A 22,059-nucleotide genomic window follows, 5' to 3' on the forward strand; every position below is an offset into this window, starting at 1 on the left:
TCGAATTTAATGAAATATTTAAAACAGACTCTATTTATAAAAATAAAAATTAAATAGAGAGAGGTTTAAGGCTGATGTTGAACTGTTTAATGGTTTAAATGATAAAGTTTATGAATAAATATGATTTTAAACATATGTTTGGTTTTTCTCTTTTTAATTTACAGAAAGATGCCTACATTTGTTAGACACACAGCTATTAAAAACAATGACAATGAAGATTAAGAAGACGGAGTTTCCTGAAAAATCAGTTTTATCCCAAGGGGAAAAAGATTTTGATTATAGTGATAGTTTTGAAGGAGAATTGACCCATGGGAGCCGGAATATTGATATTTCAGAAATCGGAAAAATATTCTTTACAAGCGGACCTAAATGGGGAAAGAAAATGTTTGGTTTCAGAAATAAAGCAGTAAGATTATTGGGGCTGAAGACCGGATATGAAACAGAAAGTCAGCAGAAAAGGGATTTTAAATGTGAAGTGGGAGAGCGCATGGGTATTTTTAAAGTGTTTGATAAAACAAATAATGAAATTGTTATTGGGGAAGATGATAAACATCTGGATTTCAGAGTTTCACTTTTATTTGATGAAAATAAAGAACATCTTGACGAAAAATCACTTACCATATCAACTACAGTAAAGTTTCATAACTGGCTGGGTGTATTATATTTTCTTCCTGTTCACCCTTTTCATAAGCTGATTGTACCTGCTATGCTGAAAAATATGATAGAACAATTAGAAAAAAGATAAATATTTACCCCTTACAAATGATTGGGGGATGGAAAGAGACAGTCTCAAAAGTTAAATTGTTTGACTTTTGAGACCATATTTTGGTTATTGTTTTCTTGGCTATTTATTTGGAGATTATTAGTTTTTGTGAACCGGTTTTTCCTTCAGATGTGAGTTCAACAATATAAGTTCCCTGGATCAGCTTTTCAGTATTCAATCTGATGTTTTGGTTTCCACTATTGAGATTTTCAGACTTTTCTAATACTGTTTTTCCTGAGCTGTCAATAATTCTTACGGCTGCTTTTTCCTTCTTTGAAAGAGATGTCTGTACATCCACATAATTTTTGGCAGGATTCGGAACCAAAGAAATATCTCTTTTTCTGGCCGCCTGAAGCTCCTCTTTCGAAATGGCTTCCAGATCAGGATGTTCACTGCGGAGACCTGTGTTGTCAGTTTCTTTTAAAATTACTTTTCTTGAATAACAAAATGTAATGCAGGTGCTGCATTTTTTTAAACCTTTGCTATCAGATTGAATGACACATACCGTGTATGAACCGGGGGTATTATAAGTGTGTGAAGTCATATGATCAGTAAGCGGTGTTCCATCTCCCCAGTTTACAGAATAATTGTTAGGAGGATTATAGCTGTCTAAAAATACCTTGGCTGTTGCAGTATTGCTTGTAGAACTGAATGAGGTTTCAAGTTTGAAATTCGGGTCACAGTCAGCACATGGTTTTACACAGATGTTGTCATACCATACTATTTCAGAGGGATTTGATGTATAATCGGGAGTAATCATTACAGCAGTTGAATTATTGATGATGTTGTTGAAGTCTATACAGGTTGTACCGCTGCTGGGATCCATTGTCCAGGTTCCTTCAGAATTGGAAGGCAGAACAGAGCCGCTGCAATTGGCAATGGGAGCCCGTACCCGTACCCATCCGCTTCCTTCAGTTACGGTGATATTGGCGACAAACGTGATTATTTTGCTGCCGGACATAATGTGAATGGCTGGATGTATGGGCGGAGACCCATTAAAAGTTCCATCATTTTCAAGATAGAAATCAAAAAATAAACATTGCCCCGGAAACCGTTGCCCCAGATTTTTAAAATCTACGGTATTGACAAGTCTTGAACCTCCGGAGTCATCAATTAGTTTTAGAAACTGAGAACCATCCAGAGCATTGGGAGTGCCGCTTGAAACGGTTACATTGCCATTAGGATAAGGAGCATGAACCCAGTTTCCGGCAGGCAAGGTAGATGAATTAAAATCTGAGCAGGGTGCCTGTGCTTTGAAAAGCAGACCGCCCAGAAAAATGCAGATGGTAAAAATGTAAGCTTTTATCATAATACAGCATTGATTTTATAGATCAAAAATCAACAAAAAACTTTAGAATTAAATTTTGTGTATTGACTTCTGGTAAAGGTATTATGATATTAAGGCGTTCGGTAATACCGGTTGATAAGTGTATTTGTTATCCTAGTAAGTGTCAGTAAGTTGTATTTAATTGTAGTTGAATAGTAATTTTAGTTTTCGATGGGCCTTGAGTTATTTTTTAATCAAGATATCCTATCCGGTGAAGGAAATCATTTTTTTTGCGGACAGAAACATCCAATACAGAATGATCTGCCATCACTACCTGGCCGCCTTTTCCTTTGATGTATTCTTTAAGATGAGACAGATTGATCAGATGTTTATGATGGATCCTGAAAAAACTATATTTTGAAAGCTGTTCTTCAAACTCGTGGAGTGTTTTGGAAACAATGATCTTGCTCTTATCTGTGAAATAAAATGTGGTATAGCTGGAATCTGCCTCACAGCGAATAATTTCACTGATATCTGTGAGTTTAAATCCTTGCAGTGTTGGAAGGCTGATCTTATTATTTTGAAGACTTACTGTATTTTTACTTTTTCTGATGCTTTCCAGTACTTTATTCACGGCAATGATGAACTCCATTTTTTTGATGGGTTTCAAAAGGTAATCGGCAGCTCCGTTTTTAATGGCCTGAATCGCAAAATTTTCAAAAGCTGTAATGAAAATAATCTTTGAATCAACTTCTCTGAACTTTGAAAGAAGATCAAATGCAGTTCCGTCTTTCAGCTGAACATCCAGAAAAAGAATGTCTGGTGAGTTTTTGGAAAGATAAATATAGGCTTCCTCTACACTGGCTGCCTGGTGGGTGTTCTCTATTTCTGGAAATTCATTCTCCAGCAGCAGGGAGATATAATCTCTTCCATCCTGCTCGTCATCAATGATGTATGCCTGTATTTTGGTTTTCATAAGGTGTAATATAAAGTGTGATTTGAGTTCCCGGTCTTTTCTCTTTCTCCTGAAGATCGGTTATTTCTAATATGATATTAGTATCAAAAAGCTGTCTGAATGTTTCAATTCTCTTTTCAGATAATTTTACTCCAAAAGAATTTGCATTAGAATGAAGCTTCTTTCCAATGCCCACACCGTTGTCTTCAACAATCACACAGAGAGCTGTTCCTGTATATTGAAACAACACTTCAATGTTTCCTTTTCTGTCCTGAAGATTCGCTATACCGTGTTTTATGGCATTTTCTACAAAAGGCTGAATGAGGAGTGAAGGAACAGTCCAGCTTTCATTTACATTTTCAGAAACGGTAATTTTATAATCAAAAAGATCTTTCAGGCGCAGTTTTTCCATATTCAGGTATAAAGACAGGTATTCTGCTTCTTCTTTTATGGGCATGAAGGTTTTTTCGGAATAATGAAGCGTTTTCCGGATCATTACAGAAAAGGTATTAAGGTAGTTCTCCGCTTCATAATAATCTTTTTTATACAGTAAAAAATGAATGGAATTGAGACAGTTATAAATAAAATGCGGGTTGATCTGTGCTTTAATGGCCTGAAGTTCCAGCTCTGCAATTTTCTTTTCATAATATAAAGTCTCCAGTTTTTTATTTCTCTTTTTCTGAAAATAAAATGTGATCAGCATAGATAATGCAGCAGCTCCAATGAAGACAAGAAGCAGTTTAAACCACCACGTTTGCCAGAATGCAGGTTTGATTTCAAAATGAAGATCGGTAGAGACATACGACTTTCTCCCGTTGTAACCCAATCCGAAAACTTTAAAAGTATAATCCCCTGGTGGAATAGAGTTGAAAGTAATATTCGGGGAACTGCCGGTTTGCCAGTCTTCACTTAGTCCTTCAACTTTATACTGGTAGCTGATTTGCCCTTGTGAAGCAAAATCCGGAAAACTTACATTAAAAGTCAGGCTGTTATCCGGAGTCTTGCCTTCCAGTGGCTGGCCAGGATCATAAAAGAGATTATTCCCGATCTTTACAGAATTAATGATTACTTTTTTATGAACAGATTTCTGCTGGCTCAAAAGGTTTTTAATAGAGAGAATACCCATACCTTTTGATGTACCTGCATAAACGGTATCTCCGGAAATAATACATCCTGCAACAACATTTGAGGGAAGACCATCTGTATGGGTGAAATTATTGATTTTTAATTTTTTATCTTTAAATTCAATTCTGCTGAGACCGTAATTGGTACTTGCCCAGAAAACCTTTTCATTCTCTATTTCTATTTTTTTGATCTGTCTTGTCGGAAGACCATCGCTTTCCATGATTTTTTTGATCACTCTGAAATTATTAAACAAAATAATTCCGTTAAGATTGGTTGCACCTGCATACAGATTATCACTGAGCTTTTTAATGTCTGTAAAATAATATCCCTCCAGAAACAGCCTTTTCTTTTTTGTAGTGGTATTCAGCTTATAGAGGTCTTTAAATGTTCCGGCAAAGATGCTGTCCCGGGTATAAGATAATGCAGTATAAATCCGGTTGCCCATCATCAGCTTTTCGTAGGATCCTTTATGGTGATTATAGGCAATAAGACCTTCCAGAGTACAGAAAAGTGCAGATCCCGAAGTATAGGGAACCATGTTTTTAATGACATTTTCCTTCAGGACCTGTTTTTCTCCTGTTACTGTATTATACCGGACTGGATTTCTGGAAAGTCCGAAGATGATTGTATTTCCATCAGACAAAATGGCTTTGTTCTCCATTTGAGAGCTTTCTCCCAAATGAAGGTTCGTGATGACTCCGTTATGATAAATACCGCCTTTGGCTTCATTATAACCGAGGTAGATCCTGTTTCCGTTTTTTGCAATAGCCGTGATATGAGATGAATTGTTCTTCACAGGAAAATGAATATAATTTCTGAAAAACAGGTCCGAAATAAAGAAAAGGCCATTGTTTCTGGTAGAAAACCAAAGATTGTTATCTTTATCTGTCAGTACATCATGGATAATGTAGCCATCCATCAATCGGATAGGATTTGATAAGCCTTCTGTTTCCATGAAAGGATTTTTGAAATATAAAACACCACCATTTTCAAGACAGGCCCAGATCCGGGAGTTTTTATCAATGGCCAGACGGTGTATGTTTTCGGGAGCTGTATAGGAAGCAATTTTTTTGAAATGGAACTGATGATAAACTCTGTATATATCAATCTTTCTTCCGTTTTTTAAAATAAAAAAATCTCCCTTCCTTGTTACCACTGTATTTTTTTCGATAGAAATATTGCAGACTGTTTTTTTTCGGGTGAAAACATTATAGACTTCGAGATTCTTCTTTTTATATCTATCAGAAATATAAAGGTTTCCGTTTGCCATATTCAATCCGAAAGTAAAATAATTATCCGAAGCATTCTGATGGATAAAAATAGGTATTGTCGTGATTTTTTCGTTCTTGTAAACTAATATGTTTTTGGGATTGTCTCCCTCATACAGATAGACCGTATTTCCGTTGATATGGCTGAGTGTAGTATAAGTAAATTTTATTTTTTTCAACTCCGGATTGCGGTCTGAGTTGATGATTTTGCCTTTCTTCAGATATGCAAAATCATTCAGGAAAGAAATAATAAACATTTCGTTGTCCGGAATTGGAAAACAATCCAGGATCTCAATGTTCTTGAGCCCGTTTTTACTTCCGAACTGCTTAAATTCTGCTCCGTCAAACCTGAAAAAGCCAGTGTCGCTTCCCAGGTAGATGAATCCATTTTCATCCTGATTCAATCCATAGGTATATGAGCTGTTGAGACCGTCTCCTTCATTATAATGTACCATCCCGGGAATTTGAGCATTACATAATGAAACAGCCAGTAAAATGAAGAAAAATAAACAAGAGATTATAATTTTTTTCACATTTAGTAGAATAATTGTGAAAATTATATAATTTGATTGATAATACTGCAATTTTTTTGGGGAAATCTTTAAAAAACAAACTGAAAAATTCGGATAATTTTATACAATTTTGTACTTTTGTATGTTTGCTGAAATCATATATGTCACAAGAAATAAATCCAACCTATTCAGAAGATAATATTAGAACCCTCGATTGGCAGGAACATATCCGTCTGCGTCCCGGCATGTACATTGGGAAGCTTGGTGACGGATCTTCCGCGGATGACGGTATTTATATTCTGCTTAAAGAAATCCTGGATAACTCCATTGATGAGTTCAGGATGAGATCAGGTAAAAGAATCGAAATAAAAGTGGATGACGGAAAAGTTACAATTCGTGACTTTGGACGTGGAATCCCATTGGGAAAAGTAGTAGATGCTGTTTCCAAAATGAATACCGGAGGTAAATACGACAGTAAAGCATTTAAAAAATCTGTAGGATTAAATGGGGTAGGTACCAAAGCGGTAAATGCGCTCTCTGAGTATTTCAGAGTACGTTCTTTCCGTGACGGGAAAATGAAAGCCGCAGAATTCTCCCAGGGACTTATCAAAGAGAACTTTGAAGAAAAAGAGACTTCAGACAGAAACGGTACTGAAATTTCTTTCATTCCGGATGGTGATATATTCCTGCATTTCAAATACAGAAAAGAGTATATCGAAAGAATGCTCCGAAATTATGCATACCTGAATCCAGGGCTTAAAATTCTTTTCAACGGAGAGACCTATTTCTCTGAAAATGGTCTTAAAGATCTCCTTGAAGAAGAACTGGAAAGTGAAACCCTTTATCCTATTGTTCATTTAAAAGATGATGATATTGAAGTGGCAATCACCCATACTGACAAATCTCAGATGGAAACCTATTTCTCATTCGTAAACGGACAGAATACCACGCAGGGCGGTACCCACCTTAATGCATTCCGTGAAGCTTATGTGAAGACAATCCGTGAGTTTTTTAATAAAAGTTTTGAAGCTTCTGATATCAGAAAGTCTATCATTGCCGCTATCTCCATCAATGTAGAAGAACCTGTTTTTGAATCCCAGACCAAAACAAAATTAGGATCTAATGATATGGGGCCGAACGGACCTACCGTAAGAACATTTATCATTGATTTTCTAAAAAGTAAACTGGATAATTTCTTACATAAGAACCCGGAAATTGCGGAAGCCATCCAAAGAAAAATATTGATTTCTGAGAGAGAAAGAAAAGAACTTTCCGGAATTCAGAAACTGGCTAGAGAAAGAGCTAAGAAAGTTTCTCTTCACAACAAAAAACTTCGTGACTGCAGACAGCATTATAACGATCAGAAAGCCGAAAGAAAAGGTGATACTCAGATCTTCATTACCGAGGGAGATTCTGCATCAGGATCTATCACAAAATCCAGAGATGTGGAAACACAGGCTGTATTCTCACTGAAAGGTAAACCATTGAACTGCTATGGCCTTACCAAGAAGGTGGTATACGAAAATGAAGAATTTAACCTTCTTCAGGCTGCTTTAAATATTGAAGAAAGTCTGGAAGACCTGAGATACAATCAGGTGATTATTGCAACCGATGCCGATGTTGATGGGATGCACATTCGTTTGCTGATGATTACTTTCTTCCTGCAGTTCTTCCCGGATCTGATTAAAAACGGACACCTTTATATTCTTCAGACTCCTTTATTCAGGGTAAGAAATAAGAAAGAAACAAGATATTGTTATTCAGAAGCTGAAAGAGTAAAAGCATTAAATGATCTTGGGAAAAATCCTGAAATCACACGATTTAAGGGATTAGGAGAAATTTCTCCGGATGAATTCAAGAATTTTATAGGTCAGGATATCAGATTGGAACCTGTGGTATTGGGGAAAGACCAAACCATTGAACAGCTTCTGGAGTTTTATATGGGAAAAAACACTCCGGACAGACAAGCTTTCATTCTTGAAAACCTTGTTGTGGAAGATGATACTGATATCGCTAAAAAAGAAATTCTGGATGAAGTAGAAAATCAGAAAAATTAAATATTAAAACTCTCCTTGAGAACAATGCAGAAGGGCAAAAAAAACACATTTTGAAGTAAGAGATTAGGAAACTTACAACAAAAAAAATCAAATGAGACTAAGTAACCGTAATAAAGCATCAGTTTATAACTTTTTAAGCACCCTTCTTCTTATGATAATGGTACTTGGAGTAATTGTATTTATAGCTAATAAATATAGGTTTAATGCGCTGGATGATGAAAGTTATTTACTGATTATTGTTCCTATTATGATGCTGATTATCTTTTATATTTGTGGACGGCAGATTTTTGAATATGACAGCGATGGAGAAGCTCTGAACTTTAAAAACAGGAATATTATTCCTTTTTTAAACAAGCCTCTTCATGATGAATTTCCAAAATATAAGCTGATAAAATATGATGTAGTCAGTATTTTATTTATCAAAAGATTATACATCACCGTTTCAAGTAAGAATAATGGATCTACTATACTGAAATATCAGATCTCTTATTTGAACAGAAAAGAAGTAAACGATTTAAAACTCTCTTTAAACAAAGTAGTAAAAGCTAATAAAGAGAATAAAGACAAAAAAACAGATGACGACAGAAGAATATTCGCATGAGGGTGAAAGTTTAAAGAAGGTTTCCGGTCTGTATAAAGACTGGTTTCTGGATTATGCTTCCTATGTAATTTTGGACAGAGCTATCCCTTCGGTGTATGACGGTTTAAAACCCGTTCAGCGAAGAATTATGCACTCTATGCGGGAACTGGAAGACGGCCGTTACAATAAAGTGGCGAACATCGTGGGAAATACCATGAAATACCACCCACACGGAGATGCTTCCATTACAGATGCCATGGTGCAGGTAGGGCAGAAAGAACTGCTGATAGATACTCAGGGAAACTGGGGGAATATTTATACAGGAGACTCTGCGGCTGCGGCAAGATATATTGAAGCAAGGCTGACTCCTTTTGCGCTGGAAGTAGTCTTTAATCCTAAAACTACAGAATGGACCAAATCTTACGACGGAAGAAATAATGAACCTGTAGACCTGCCGGTAAAATTTCCCTTGCTTCTTGCACAGGGAGTAGAAGGTATTGGAGTAGGGCTTTCCACAAAAATACTTCCGCATAACTTCAATGAGCTTATCAACGCATCAGTAGCTTATCTGAAAGGAAAGAGATTTGAGCTGTATCCGGACTTTTTAACAGCCGGTTATCTGGATGTTTCAGAATATAATGACGGGCACAGAGGAGGAAAAGTAAGAGCCAGAGCCAAAATTACCCAAACGGATAAACATACATTGGTGATTTCCGAACTTCCTTACTCGAAAACGACAACTGACCTTATTGATTCTATCTTAAAGGCCAATGAGAAAGGGAAAATCAAAATTAAAAAGATTGAGGATAATACTTCAGATAAAGTAGAAATCCTGATTCATATCCATAATGATGTTTCACCGGATAAAACAATTGATGCCCTGTATGCATTCACGGACTGTCAGGTGACAATCTCTCCGAACGCCTGTGTGATTGTAGGTGACAAACCTATGTTCATGAATGTTTCCGATATCCTGAAAATGAATACGGACCATACGGTGTCATTATTGAAGAAGGAACTTGAAATTGAACTTCACGAACTTCAGGAAAGCTGGCATTTCTCTTCACTGGAAAGAATTTTTATTGAAAATAGAATCTATCACGATATTGAAGAGGTGAAAACCTGGGAAGATGTGTTAAAGACGATTGATGCCGGATTAAAACCACATACCAAACATCTTTTAAGAGCGGTTACTGAAGAGGATATCTTAAAACTGACTGAAATCAGAATCAAGAGAATTTCAAGATTCGATTTAGATAAATTTAAAGAAAATATTGCATCACTGGAAGGTAAAATAGAACAGGTGAAATATCACCTGGCCAACCTGATCGCTTATGCCATCGATTATTATTTAAATATTCAGAAAAAGTACGGTAAAGAGAAACAGAGAAAGACAGAGCTTAGAATTTTTGATACCATTGATGCTACAAAAGTAGCGGTGGCTAATGAAAAGTTCTATGCCAATTTTGAAGAAGGCTTTATCGGAACATCCCTGAGGAAAGACCAGTATCTGTTCGATTGCTCTGACATTGATGATATCATTATTTTCAGAAAAGACGGAAGCATGAAAGTGGTAAAAGTAGAGGCGAAAACGTTTGTTGGAAAAGATATCCTGCACGTTGCCATCTGGAAGAAAAATGATAAAAGAACAGTGTATAATATGATCTACCGGGAGGGAAGAGAAGGACCATATTATATGAAACGTTTCTCGGTAACCGGAGTGACAAGAAATACAGATTATCCGTTAGCTTCAGATAAAAAAGGTTCCGAAACACTGTATTTTTCGGCAAATCCTAATGGTGAAGCAGAAACAGTAACAGTGCTTTTAAAGCCAAATCCAAGAATCAGAAAGAACAAAATGGAGATCAATTTCTCCGAACTTGCCATCAAAGGACGTGATTCCAAAGGAAACCTGGTGACAAAATATGCGGTAAAGAAAGTAGATATGAAGGAAGAAGGAGTTTCTACTCTGGCACCTAGAAAAATCTGGTTTGATGATACCGTAAGAAGACTGAACGCTGATGTAAGAGGAACATTACTTGGAAGTTTCAAAGGGGATGACAAAATTCTGACTATCAATACAAACGGTGAAGTAAAGCTTGTTTCTTTTGATTTGGGTAACCGTTTTGATGATGAATATCTGGTTTTGGAAAAATGGAGACCTGCACAGCCTATTACCTGTATTTATTATGATGGAGAAAAAGACATTTACTTCATCAAGAGATTTTTACTGGAAAATACGGTAAACGTACAGACCTTCATGCCGTCTGAGCACCCGAAATCATTTATTGAAAATGTAATCGTTGCCAATGACGTCACTGCAGAAATTATTTTCGCGAAAGATAAAGGCAAAGAACGTGAAGCTGAAACAATAAACATTGATGAATTTATTGCCGTAAAAGGAATAAAAGCAATCGGAAATCAATTTACAAAGTTTAAAGTAAAAGCAATTAATATCACCATTCCTGAACCTGTGGAAGAAGAACCGGAGATTTATGAAGAGCCGGAACCTACAGGAGACACAGATGAAGACGGAGGAATTATCGGCGATCTGTTTCAGGGTGACGGGAATAGCGAAAATGAATAGACCATACAATGTCTGTTTAATTATAACATAAGAAACATACGATGAATATAGTTGTTTTAATTATCATGGCGGCCACATGTATTTTTAGTTACATGGGATTTAACAATACAGCATTATTTGAAAAATATAAATTCAATGTTGGAGCCATTGCAAACCGTAAAGAATATATAAGGCTGATCAGCTCTGCATTTTTGCATGCAGACTTTATGCACTTATTTTTTAATATGCTTTCCCTGTATTTTTTCCAGGGAGTAGTCATTAGTTTCTTTGGAGAAACAGGATTTTTGATTCTTTATTTTGGATCAATGATTTTAGGAAATCTATTCAGTTTACAGATTTATAAAAACCAGCCTTGGTATTCTGCTATTGGAGCATCAGGAGCGGTTTCGGGAATTATTTTTGCTTCCATAGCCATGGCACCGAATGAGATCAGTGTCAATTTCTTACCGGGATGGTTATTTGGAACATTATATTTCGGATATTCTGTATACATGATGCTGAATCCTAAACAATGGGATAATCTTGGCCATGCCGCTCACCTTGGAGGAGCTTTTTTCGGACTCGTTTACTCTATTGTAATGCATCCGCAGCTGGCCATGAGCAATATCCTTTTCTTAGGAATCATGTCGCTTCCGTTAATTTATCTGGGATATGAAATTTTTGTAAGGAAACGAATAGGATAAAAGGCTATTTTTAATTAAAATATCAAAACCAATGAACACATCAGAGTTAAACAGTTTCATCGTGATACTTATCTATGGTTCATTGGTTTTGCTTTCTCTGCTAAAGCTCGCCAATCCTTTACAAGTAAACCATAAGGCCAATTTCTGGTTTGGAATATTTCTTTTTCTGTGGTCTACCTTCTGGCTGGATGAGGTTTTGTTTCTCATCACGGGTACGACAGTTGAGTTTCATTCCCTGTTTTTCGTCAGATGTATTCAGTTTTTCACACCCATTGTTTTTTACTTTAGTGTGCTGTTCTTTACCAATCCCTCTTTTACCTTCAAAATCAAGGATTTTAAATTCCTGTTACTTCCTGCAGCCTTTCTGTTATGTCTTATCTTAGTAAATCTCGGTTATGAATCACCGTTTGAATATCTGAGTGTTATTTTGATCCTGATTCAGGCACTGTTCTATACCGGACTTTCTTATATTACCATCAGAAAACACCAGCGAAAGATCCAACAGTTTTCTTCCAATACTGAAGGAATCAATTTGAATTGGCTTGAGTATATCATTCTGGTACTTCTTATTGTGAATATCATCTATGTGATATATAATCTCTTCTATGACCCCAAATCACTGAATTTTTTTATCAATACTGTCTTTTTACTGGTGATCTACTGGGTGGGATATTATTCTCTGAAACAAAGGGAAATCTATCCTTTAGAAGAAAAGCAAAGAGAAGAACTGATCTCTATCAATGAAGATTCCGATTCAGAAGAGATAAAGAGAAAGCTCATCTCCGATGAAGAATTACTAAAAATTAAAACCTCACTTGAAAGACTGATGGAAATACAGAAACCTTATCTTGACAGTGAACTTAACCTGATCAGGCTGGCTGAAATGCTCTCTGTTTCTACTCATCACCTGTCTTATGTCATCAATACAGGTTTTGGAAAGAATTTCTTCCAATATGTAAATGAATTCAGAGTAGAATATGCCCAAAAACTTCTGAAGGAATCAAATAGTAAATTATCAATTCTGGGGATTGCGTACGAATCAGGATTCAATTCCAAGACTTCTTTTAATACCACGTTTAAAAAAGTGACGGGACAGACTCCTTCTGAATTCAAAAAATAAGTTCAGGTTTATAAAGTTTTACTTTTGTGTTGATTTAAAACATTGATTTTAAGTAATTTATATATTTCATCTTTCTTGATTGAAAATCAGTTCGTTCAGATAATCCGGAACATTCAAACCCTCTTTACACGATAGCTTTGTACCATAAAATGTAAACGTATGGATACCAAAGAGTCATATGCTGTAGTCACAGGAGCAAGTCAGGGACTGGGCAAATCATTTGCTGAAAATCTGGCCAGAAAAAAGATCAATGTCATTCTTGTAAGCCTTCCGGATCAGAATCTCAAGGAATTTTCCCATGAGCTGGAAGAGCTGTATGAGGTAAAAGTTCATTACTATGAAACAGATCTTTCTGTTAATAACAATGTCATGAAGCTCACAGAATGGCTTAACCGTTCTTTTGATATTCATATCCTGATCAACAATGCAGGACTTGGGGGTACTAAAAAATTCACAGAAGCCTCTCCGGATTATATCAATACCATTCTGCAGGTTAATGTAACGGCAACCTCTCTGATTACCCATCAGTTGCTCCCCAACCTTTTAAAACAGCCAAAAGCCTATATTTTGAATGTCTCCAGTATGGCGGCCTTTTCTCCTATTGGTTTTAAAACCGTATATCCTGCTTCCAAAAGTTTTATCCATTCATTTTCCAGAGGGCTGTATGAAGAGTTGAAAGACACCAATGTCTTTGTAAGCGTTGTGAATCCGGGTGCCATGAAAACCAATACGGATGTCTGTAAAAGAATAGAAAAACAAGGTTTCATAGGAAGACTGACGCTTTTGAATCCTGATAAAGTAGCATCATACTGTATTCGTCAGCTGTTTAAAAAAGATTCCGTAATTATGGTAAATCCAATCAGCTGGCTGATGATGAAAATTTTACCCATATGGATCAAACTTCCGTTGATGACCCAGGCTATAAAAAGAGAGATCGAAGCATGAAAAAAGTGTGTGTAACCGGAGCAACAGGGCTTCTGGGAACTAATGTTATTATTAAATTATTACAAAATGGTTATTCTGTTATTGCTCTGGTGCGCAAGAAAAGCGGCTGGCTGGGCGAAGAAAACGAGAATCTGAAGTTGGTGGAAGCAGATCTTTCATCTGATCTTTCATTGTTACTCAAAGAAGTTGACTGTATCATTCATATTGCAGCGGAAACACGTCAGAATCTCATCAGCTATGGTGAATATAGAAAAGTGAATTATGAAATGACCGTAAATCTGTTTACCCATGCGGAATTAGCAGGTGTAAAAAAGTTTTTATTTGTAAGCACGGCAAACACCTTAGGGTATGGAAATACAGCTTTCCGGGGAAATGAACAAGCGCCGCAGCTTTACCCTTTCACCCATTCACTGTATGCACAAAGCAAGCTGGAAGCTGAAGATTATCTTTTAAAGAACTATAAAAATACAGACGTTATTATCGTTAATCCAACTTTTATGATCGGAGCCTATGACAGCAAACCGAGTTCCGGGAAAATCATCTTTTGGACCTGGAAAAAGAAACTGGTTTTTTATCCGAAAGGAGGGAAGAACTTTGTACATGTGGAAGATGCCGCTAACGGAATTTTATATGCTATTCAATATGGGAAGACTGATGAAAAATATCTCTTAGCCAATGAAAATTTGAGCTATAAGGAATTTTTTAAGAAAGTAAACCGGATTACTGATCAGAATCCAGTCATGATAGCTATTCCAAACAGAATTTTGAGTTTCCTTGGATTGATAGGTGACGGCTTGAGAAAATTAAAAATAAAAACAAATCTCAGTATCTCCAATATGAAAGCTCTGCAGATCCGTAATTATTATTCTAATCAGAAATCAGTAGAAGAGTTAGGTATTCAATATCAATCCGTTGATAAAGCAATTGAAGATGCTGTTCAGTATTTTATTGAAAATAAAAAAACCAGCTCTTAAAAGCTGGTTTTTAATCAAATTATCTTGTTATTTTCTGGGTTACATTCTTGTTGGAAATAACGCAGGCTTTGCTGCAGTTATTTGTATTTGAAATATTAACCTGTACCAATGCCGGCAATGATCTGTATTCTTCCTTATTATAAGGAGCTTCAGTACCATTGCTTCCACCACCTTTAATATCATATTGTACCTGGGCCACTCCTGTGAACCCAACCGCAGGTTTGAAAGAAAGCGCTCCGGTAGTGGGGAAGTAGGTCCATGTTCCCTGGCTGTTAGTATAAACACCACCAGTTATATTCGGAATCAGAGCTCCATTATTATCCAAAAAACGAAACGAATTGAAATCAAGGTTATTATATGAAAGTGTTGGCGGGTTTTGACCACCTGCTGAAGAATAAGCCGCATCATTCAGCAAAGGATAATAAATTGACTTTATCCCCGGGCATCCCGCGAACAGATCATCTGTTACTTCTGCAGCATAAGGTCTGGTAACCCCTAAGTTTCTCAATAAATGTATATTTTTAGCAGCTCCTGTAGAAGCAGCAAATCCAATTCTGAAAGTTGAAGGTGCTGAGGTATCCAGAGTTCTTACCGTACTGTTGGATATTGTAGTTTCCGTATATTTCAGAGAAGTTGGATAATAATAATTATCAATCACTGTTTCTTTCACGGTTCCGTGCTGTATTTCCAGGGTTATATTGTAACCGCCAGCAGGATTGGGAACTAATGTGACATACGCTTTACGGAATCTTGCATCATTTTCATTGAGAGGAAAGGTTGTTCCACCACTTTCAATGCTGAATTGCTGAAGAGTTGTATTTTTAATCCCTATATATTTTCCGGTTGCAGTATCAAGATAAGCAGATCTGTTACTGCTGGAAGGAGCAGCATTGGTTGCTGTACTGTAAAGCAATGGATACCCATTGTATCCTGCAGGTTCAGCTGATGACAGATACTGATTTCCACGTTTACCTCTTAAAGAAACATTGCTTCGTCCATCCGCTAATGATACGCCGAAAATTCCATTTCTGACTCTTTCACCTTGGTTAAAGCTTGTTTTAAAATTTCCGAATTCATCCAGTCCTATTCCAAGATAGGCTCCTCTAAGGCCTTCTGTAGACTCGCCTCCACGTACAAAACTATATCCTAATCCTCCACCAAAGTATCCAAGATTAAGCTGCTCTTTAGGAATAGATCCGTCTACTAAGAATATAGAAATACCGTCTCCTCCGTTAATGTTTCCGCCATAAATAGCAAATTCAAACTCGAATTTGATTCCCTGGTCACTTTTGAATATTTTATCAGCAAGTATTACACCTCCCGAAATATTGTTCACACTTCGGGTAAGCCGCAATCCATCTGTGGTAAAGGTGGCATCATTCTGGACTCCACTGGTTGCTACTTTATAAGCTTCCTGAGGCTGTAATCCCTGTGTGAAGTTTACAAAATAAGGATAGCCGGTTCCCTGTTCATTCTGTGCTTTACTATTCTGGGAGAAAATGAATAATGAAAAAATAAATAAAAGCCTTTTGTATTGTAAAACTGAGGTATTTTTTATCATAGCTCAGTTATTTAACAACAAAAACAATATTAATAAAAGAACAGTCTGTGGCTGCGGCTTTTACATCATAAGTCATTACCCCATCATCAGAAATAGAAATATTACTGAATACATTAGGATCAGCATCTGTTACATAATAATAAATGTCTTTGCTTGACGGAAAAAAAGGAATAGATGCAGGAGCGCTGGTGCTCTTTGCTTTTGGAGACCCGAACTGTGTTTTATACAAGGTATATAAATCTTTTGTTCTGCCGGTAGCATTGGTAGAAGTGTCAAAAGAAACACTAGGCATGTAAAACATTTTTACAGTATTACTACTGATACATAGCCAATCAGGCTTGGTAGGTGTTCCAATATTCTGGCTTAAACATTTCTTATCAGTATCATAAATAAGAAGCGAATTAGCCGGATTGGAAATAGCATCTCTTTTTGCAGTAGTAAGTCTTGGTATCAGCATTCCTTTGTTTTGACTGTAAACATCCAGAATAGAGCTTTCGTCAGGTGTTGGTGTATTAATCCCTATCTGGGCAAAAGAAAAAGAACTTACTAAAACGATTGGTAGAAATAATTTTTTAATCATGATGTCTCTAATAATTTTTTATCTGTGTATTGTATGTTTTTTGTGTTGTGTTTTTTATGAAAATACTTTCCTACCAGCTCGATTCATATTGGAAATAAATACTCCTGCAACTCATCCAAACAATGAATTATACTCATAGATAGTATGAGGAGCCCTTAGGTTCCAAAATAACAGATACAACAAGCATGTGTCATAGAGACAATCTATGTTTTATCTGAAAGAGTCGAAAAGAGAATTGAGTTAAGTAGCCCTATTATATAAAATATAAGCTTGTAGAATAGTAAAATTCATAACCTTTGTGTTTTTGCAAATATACGAATAAACTACTTATTATGTGTATTTTATGAGATTAATTTTAATTTAACTTTGTTTATTGGTTAAATCATCACTTGTTGAATTAATTTTTTTGAGAATATGGTAATATAAATAGATTATTTTTAACATTCAATCACCGTATTTTTTTAAACATGCCGTTTTGTAAAAAAATACTTCTGTTAAAAAATCCATTAAATAGTATGTTTTTGTACGTAATTAGCTGAAAAAGAATTTATTTTGATAAATTATCTAATGCGTTTTCCAGTGATTTTAGAAAATTTACGTGTCTTGTTTTGTTACTTTCAAAAATGAAATCCTTCAGACTCTTACTATCATATTTGTCGAAGTCACCTACAATAGCCAGTCCGATACGATAGTTCGAGAATTTTTGAAGAATTTCACCGGCTATTTTTGTTTTTAAATCGAAGAATTCAGGAGTGATGTTTTTTTCATAAAGAATGACCTTGTCAAAACCTTGATAATAAACATCTCCCATGAGATCTAGCCCGTCCTGTGCAGATTGGATGATAATTTGATCAGAAATAACTTCTGCAATTTTTATCGTATTAATTTCGTGAGATTCAATAGTCATCTTCTTTATTGAATTGTTTTTTTGATGTCATGTAAAAAGTTACCCAAAGGAAATGCATCTCCCAGATTGGTAAGCGCTATAATACAGCTGTTATGCTGCAGATCTCTCCAGAATAAAGCTTTGAAACCATTCAGACCGCCTGTATGCATTGCGGTTTTTCCACCCTTTTCATCTTCTATAAACCAGGCAAATCCGTAGTTTGAAATCTGGCCGCCAGCTAGTTTTGCAGGAGTATACATGAGAGCTGTATTTTCTTTACTGATCAAGGTATAAGTTCGCAAAGCCTGATCAAATTTATACAGATCTTCAGGAGTAGAATAAATTCCGCCGTCACCAGTTGTTAAGATTGAATAATCATCAGGCTTCTTCTGCTGATTATATCCTGATGCTTTATTCTGGATAATTGTGGAAGATTTATACACATAGGTATTGTTCATCTTCAAAGGAGTGATAATCTGTTCATGGATCAAAGTACCATAAGATTTCCCGGAAACTTTTTCGATAATCTGAGAAAGAATGATATATCCGCTGTTGCTGTATTTAAACTTACTGTCAGGAATGAAATCAAGATTTTTAAGACTAAACAGCCAGGCAATCACTTCCGTATTGGTCAATCCTTTTTTCGAAAATAAATTCTCATAGTCACTGATTCCTGATGTATGGTGCAAAAGCTGCCTGATAGTGATATCTTTAGCATATTCGGGAAGTTCAATGAACTGAGAAGCCTTATCATCCAGCTTCAACAAACCTTTTTGCTCTGAAATAATAATCGCTGCCGCAGTAAAAGCCTTGCTGAGAGAGGCAATATAAAAAGAAGTATTTTTATCAGACCGGAGCCCTTTTTCAATATTGCGGAAACCCAGGACAGTATCACATACCATCCTGCCGTCTTTCACAATCAGAACAGAGCCGTTGAATTCACCTTTCTTATAATATTCATTCACAACATCCTGAGGATGCTGTTTGCAGGATGTTAACGACAGAATCAGGAAAATACCAACCAAGGCATGCCATATCAAAGTTTTCATAGGTTAGGTGTTTGGAAGCAAAATTACTTATTTCCTTCCATAAATGAACCGGTCATTTTCAGATAAATCCTTCAATAATTGAGCGTTAGAAAAATATTGATAGAGTTCCAGAGTTTCCGGACCTAATTTCTGATTGATTTCTAAGAACAAAAGCCCGTCCTCATTCAGGTGCTTTTTAGCATCTTCTGCTATTTTTTTGTAAAAGATCAAAGCATCGGAAGTGGGGGAGAAAAGAGCCATTTTAGGCTCAAATTCTTTCACAGAGTCTGCAATTTCAATCTCTTCTTCAATGCCTATATACGGTGGATTTGAAATAATGATATCAAAGCTTTCAACCGGTTTAAAATGGAGATAATCAGCATGAATGAATTGTATTTCCAGGTGATGATAATCTGCATTTCTCTGAGCGGTCTTCAATGCTTTTTCAGAAAAATCTATCGATGAAACTATAGCTTCAGGAAAATGTTTCTTTAAAACCAAAGGAATTACTCCACTTCCGGTTCCTATATCCAAAATCTTTAATCCCTGAATGTTAAACTTTGAACGTTGAATCTCTCTGATAGCAATCTCCAGCAGTTCTTCCGTTTCAGGACGGGGAATCAGTACATTTTCATCCACAAAGAACTTCATGCCATAAAACTCAGTTTCTCCGAGAATCTGTTGGTAAGGTCTTCCTGTTTTAAGTTCTGAAACCAGATGACAAAGTTTTTTTTCATCATCTGTCAGAAGTTCCTGTTCAGAAAATCTTCTTTGCTGAAAATGATCGAAACCTATGATCTGATGGATGAATAGGGAAGATAAAAAAACACTTTCCGATTCAGTATAAAGACCGGAAAGTTCTGCTTTGAAATATTTTTTAAATGTTGAAATTGTCATTTACCTTGTAAAAACCAGTTTAGTATCTGTAGACTTCTCTTCATCAATTCTGTACCCTTCATAGTTGAACGCTTTTACATCTTCCAATGTTTTGGCGTTAGTTTCAGCACAAAATCTTACTACAAGACCTCTTGCATGCTTGGTATATACAACGATGGTTTTGAGTTTTCCATCTTTTAATTCATAAAAATCAAAATCGATTACTTTATGGTTCAGTTTTTTTCTGTCGATTACTTTCCCATATTCATTACTGGCAAGATGAAGAAGTATTTCACCTTTCTTCATTTCAGAATTCAGCTGTTCTGTAATCTTTTCTCTCCAGAATCCATACAGGTTTTTGTATTGATCAAACTCAAAAGGACGGCCCATTTCTAGCCTGTAAAGCATTACTTTATCAGAGGGCTTCAGCAGACCATAAAGCCCGGAAAGCATTCTGTAGTTTTTCTGCAGGTAGTCTACCGCATTTTTATCCAGGGTCTTGGCATCCAGCCCCCTATAAACTTCTCCTGTAAAAGCAAACATGGCAGGAGCAGATTCTTTTGCAGTAGGTTTGGATTTCCATTTTTGATTTCTTTCCCAGTTTTCATCAGCCAGTTTGGGTGATATTTCCATCAGTTCGGAAAGATATTTCGGAGATTTTTCTTTTAAATAAGACTGTATAAATGCTGCATCTTCAATGAATCTGGGAGTAGAAGATTTCAACAGATCCGTTGAGTTTTCTACGTTCATTAATTTTGCAGGAGATGTTATAATTTTCATAATGTTAAAATACAGATAAATGTTTAATATTAATAAAATTCAGGGTCATCAGAGAGATAAAGTCAATCATAAAATGACAGATGATCAGAATTTTAATATTTGAATAGCGTTTATAAAACAGGGCAAAAACAATTCCAATAAAGAAAGGTCCGAGAACCTGACCTATGGTACCGTAAGTGCTGTGCAGGATTCCAAATAAAACAGCTGAAATAAAAACTCCAGCAGTTGGATTATTATAGATTTTTTCAATTCTGGGCTGTATATAACCCCGCATCAGGAATTCTTCTACAATAGCAGCCGTAAGGCACATGAAAATAATTAAAAAATAATTGTTCTTAAAAACGGGTACAAGGTTAAGAAGCTTATCACTTATTTTTTCGGGGATAAAAAACAGGATTATTGCATTCAGAAATGCTCCGCCAATGATGCAGATGAAGTACAGGCTCAGAACTGCTTTAATATAAAATAGGATAGAATAAGGAGTTTCTTTTTTTAATAAAAATGAACCTTTTTCAATGACTATATTGTACAGAAATACAATGATCAAAACGATCCAGATCACAATCCTGCTGAGAAAAAAGCTGTCTGAAGTAATTCCTTTTATTCCTGTCATCAGAGTGATAACCGGGAAAGAATAAAGCATTGCCGCAACCAAAAGCACAAAAGTGAGTAAAATTCCTATAGAATATTTCCCATTAAACCCCATAATCCAGTAATCCTAAACCTTGAACTTTATATTTTGAATTAAATAATTCCTTTTCCCTGACGGATAATCTCCGGTTCTCCGGAAGTAAGGTCTACAATAGTGGATGCCACATTATCTCCATATCCTGAATCAATAACGATATCTACCAAATGATCATATTTCTCAGCAATCAGCTCAGGATCGGTAGAATATTCAATGATTTCATCATCATCTTTAATGGAAGTGGAAGCAATAGGGTGTCCCAGTTTTTCAACAATCAGTTGCGGAATCGGGTGATCCGGAACACGGATACCAATTGTTTTATGACCTTTATACGCCGAAGGTAAACTTTTGTTTGCTTCAAGGATAAAAGTAAACGGCCCGGGAAGATGACTTTTCAGAAATCTGAAAACCGAGGTGTCAATAGGTCTTGTAAAATCAGAAAGATGGCTTAGATCATTACAGATAATCGAGAATTTCGACTTCTCAAGCTTCAATTTTTTAAGCTGAGCCAGTTTTTCCATGGCTTTTATATCAAAAATATTACAGCCTAAAGCATATATCGTATCAGAAGGATAGATAATCAGCCCGCCATTTTTTAAAGTTTTAATAACCTCATTCACAAGATTTTCCTGTGGGTTGTCTGGGTAAATTTTTAATATTTTTGCCATAAAACAAAGATACAAATAATAAAATAGTTTTCATAAAAGTCCTTTATTTAAAAGAAAAATTAGGATTTGTAAAAAATATTCGTACCTTTGCAATCCAATATCGCGGGATGGAGCAGTAGGTAGCTCGTCGGGCTCATAACCCGAAGGTCATCGGTT

General features: G+C 36.0%; 19 protein-coding genes. 8 read left to right on the forward strand and 11 right to left on the reverse strand.

The annotated features are described in order from the left end of the window. Positions 1-211: 211 nt before the first annotated feature. Positions 212-745, forward strand: coding sequence for a DUF2867 domain-containing protein (locus ACTJIP_RS11265; RefSeq protein WP_180563922.1), 534 nt, complete (start codon positions 212-214; stop codon positions 743-745). A gap of 103 nt (positions 746-848) precedes the next feature. Here the strand turns inward: ACTJIP_RS11265 and ACTJIP_RS11270 are convergent, their stop codons facing one another. The 3 genes from ACTJIP_RS11270 to ACTJIP_RS11280 form a co-directional block, all read right to left on the reverse strand. Further along, positions 849-2,072 (reverse strand): T9SS type A sorting domain-containing protein, encoded by a 1,224-nt coding sequence (locus ACTJIP_RS11270; RefSeq protein ID WP_180563921.1) that lies wholly within the window; start codon positions 2,070-2,072, stop codon positions 849-851. 208 nt (positions 2,073-2,280) lie between these two features. Next, positions 2,281-3,006, reverse strand: coding sequence for a LytR/AlgR family response regulator transcription factor (locus tag ACTJIP_RS11275; protein ID WP_077416742.1), 726 nt, complete (start codon positions 3,004-3,006; stop codon positions 2,281-2,283). Continuing rightward, the gene (locus ACTJIP_RS11280; RefSeq protein ID WP_440704589.1) at positions 2,975-5,833 is read right to left on the reverse strand and encodes a histidine kinase; all 2,859 of its coding nucleotides are present in this window, start codon (positions 5,831-5,833) and stop codon (positions 2,975-2,977) included. The genes ACTJIP_RS11275 and ACTJIP_RS11280 overlap by 32 nt, the downstream gene beginning before the upstream one ends. A gap of 218 nt (positions 5,834-6,051) precedes the next feature. On the opposite strand from ACTJIP_RS11280, the gene ACTJIP_RS11285 reads away from it, so the two are divergent. The 7 genes from ACTJIP_RS11285 (at position 6,052) to ACTJIP_RS11315 (ending at position 14,836) form a co-directional block, all read left to right on the forward strand. Continuing rightward, a complete protein-coding gene (locus tag ACTJIP_RS11285) occupies positions 6,052-7,947 on the forward strand; it encodes a DNA topoisomerase IV subunit B (protein WP_077418042.1) in 1,896 nt (631 codons plus the stop codon). 91 nt (positions 7,948-8,038) lie between these two features. Further along, complete coding sequence (locus tag ACTJIP_RS11290) at positions 8,039-8,548, forward strand: hypothetical protein (protein WP_077416746.1); 510 nt, start codon at positions 8,039-8,041, stop codon at positions 8,546-8,548. Continuing rightward, positions 8,523-11,114, forward strand: coding sequence for a DNA gyrase/topoisomerase IV subunit A (locus ACTJIP_RS11295; RefSeq protein WP_077416748.1), 2,592 nt, complete (start codon positions 8,523-8,525; stop codon positions 11,112-11,114). Before ACTJIP_RS11290 ends, ACTJIP_RS11295 begins: the two co-directional genes overlap by 26 nt. A gap of 41 nt (positions 11,115-11,155) precedes the next feature. Further along, positions 11,156-11,797 carry a rhomboid family intramembrane serine protease gene (locus tag ACTJIP_RS11300; protein WP_077416750.1) on the forward strand — a complete coding sequence of 214 codons (642 nt, stop codon included), beginning with the start codon at positions 11,156-11,158 and terminating at the stop codon, positions 11,795-11,797. A 31-nt stretch (positions 11,798-11,828) separates the two neighbouring features. Then, positions 11,829-12,917 carry a helix-turn-helix domain-containing protein gene (locus ACTJIP_RS11305; protein WP_077416752.1) on the forward strand — a complete coding sequence of 363 codons (1,089 nt, stop codon included), beginning with the start codon at positions 11,829-11,831 and terminating at the stop codon, positions 12,915-12,917. Positions 12,918-13,076: 159 nt separating this feature from the next. Next, positions 13,077-13,862 carry an SDR family NAD(P)-dependent oxidoreductase gene (locus tag ACTJIP_RS11310; protein ID WP_180563916.1) on the forward strand — a complete coding sequence of 262 codons (786 nt, stop codon included), beginning with the start codon at positions 13,077-13,079 and terminating at the stop codon, positions 13,860-13,862. Then, positions 13,808-14,836, forward strand: coding sequence for an NAD-dependent epimerase/dehydratase family protein (locus ACTJIP_RS11315; protein ID WP_232538967.1), 1,029 nt, complete (start codon positions 13,808-13,810; stop codon positions 14,834-14,836). The genes ACTJIP_RS11310 and ACTJIP_RS11315 overlap by 55 nt, the downstream gene beginning before the upstream one ends. Before the next feature lie 19 nt (positions 14,837-14,855). On the opposite strand, the gene ACTJIP_RS11320 is transcribed toward ACTJIP_RS11315, so the two are convergent. From ACTJIP_RS11320 to ACTJIP_RS11355, 8 genes are all read right to left on the reverse strand, one after another. After that, on the reverse strand, positions 14,856-16,397 hold the full coding sequence (locus ACTJIP_RS11320) for a lectin-like domain-containing protein (RefSeq protein WP_428168881.1): 1,542 nt from the start codon (positions 16,395-16,397) through the stop codon (positions 14,856-14,858). A 7-nt stretch (positions 16,398-16,404) separates the two neighbouring features. Next, positions 16,405-16,977 carry a hypothetical protein gene (locus ACTJIP_RS11325; protein WP_077416760.1) on the reverse strand — a complete coding sequence of 191 codons (573 nt, stop codon included), beginning with the start codon at positions 16,975-16,977 and terminating at the stop codon, positions 16,405-16,407. A gap of 547 nt (positions 16,978-17,524) precedes the next feature. Next, positions 17,525-17,884, reverse strand: a complete 360-nt coding sequence (locus ACTJIP_RS11330; RefSeq protein ID WP_077416762.1) for a DUF4180 domain-containing protein — start codon at positions 17,882-17,884, stop codon at positions 17,525-17,527. 5 nt (positions 17,885-17,889) lie between these two features. Then, positions 17,890-18,912: a serine hydrolase domain-containing protein gene (locus ACTJIP_RS11335; RefSeq protein WP_440704590.1), complete on the reverse strand. Its 1,023-nt coding sequence runs from the start codon at positions 18,910-18,912 to the stop codon at positions 17,890-17,892. Between the two features lie 27 nt (positions 18,913-18,939). Further along, the gene (gene prmC / locus ACTJIP_RS11340) at positions 18,940-19,788 is read right to left on the reverse strand and encodes a peptide chain release factor N(5)-glutamine methyltransferase (protein ID WP_180563912.1); all 849 of its coding nucleotides are present in this window, start codon (positions 19,786-19,788) and stop codon (positions 18,940-18,942) included. Beyond that, complete coding sequence (gene yaaA, locus ACTJIP_RS11345) at positions 19,789-20,547, reverse strand: peroxide stress protein YaaA (RefSeq protein ID WP_180563911.1); 759 nt, start codon at positions 20,545-20,547, stop codon at positions 19,789-19,791. 4 nt (positions 20,548-20,551) lie between these two features. Further along, a complete protein-coding gene (locus ACTJIP_RS11350; RefSeq protein WP_077416770.1) occupies positions 20,552-21,253 on the reverse strand; it encodes a CPBP family intramembrane glutamic endopeptidase in 702 nt (233 codons plus the stop codon). Between the two features lie 38 nt (positions 21,254-21,291). Beyond that, on the reverse strand, positions 21,292-21,903 hold the full coding sequence (locus ACTJIP_RS11355; protein ID WP_440704591.1) for an L-threonylcarbamoyladenylate synthase: 612 nt from the start codon (positions 21,901-21,903) through the stop codon (positions 21,292-21,294). Positions 21,904-22,059: the final 156 nt, after the last annotated feature.

Origin of the sequence: Chryseobacterium sp. 22543 (assembly GCF_052044565.1) — a bacterium.
Taxonomy (GTDB): Bacteria; Bacteroidota; Bacteroidia; order Flavobacteriales; family Weeksellaceae; genus Chryseobacterium.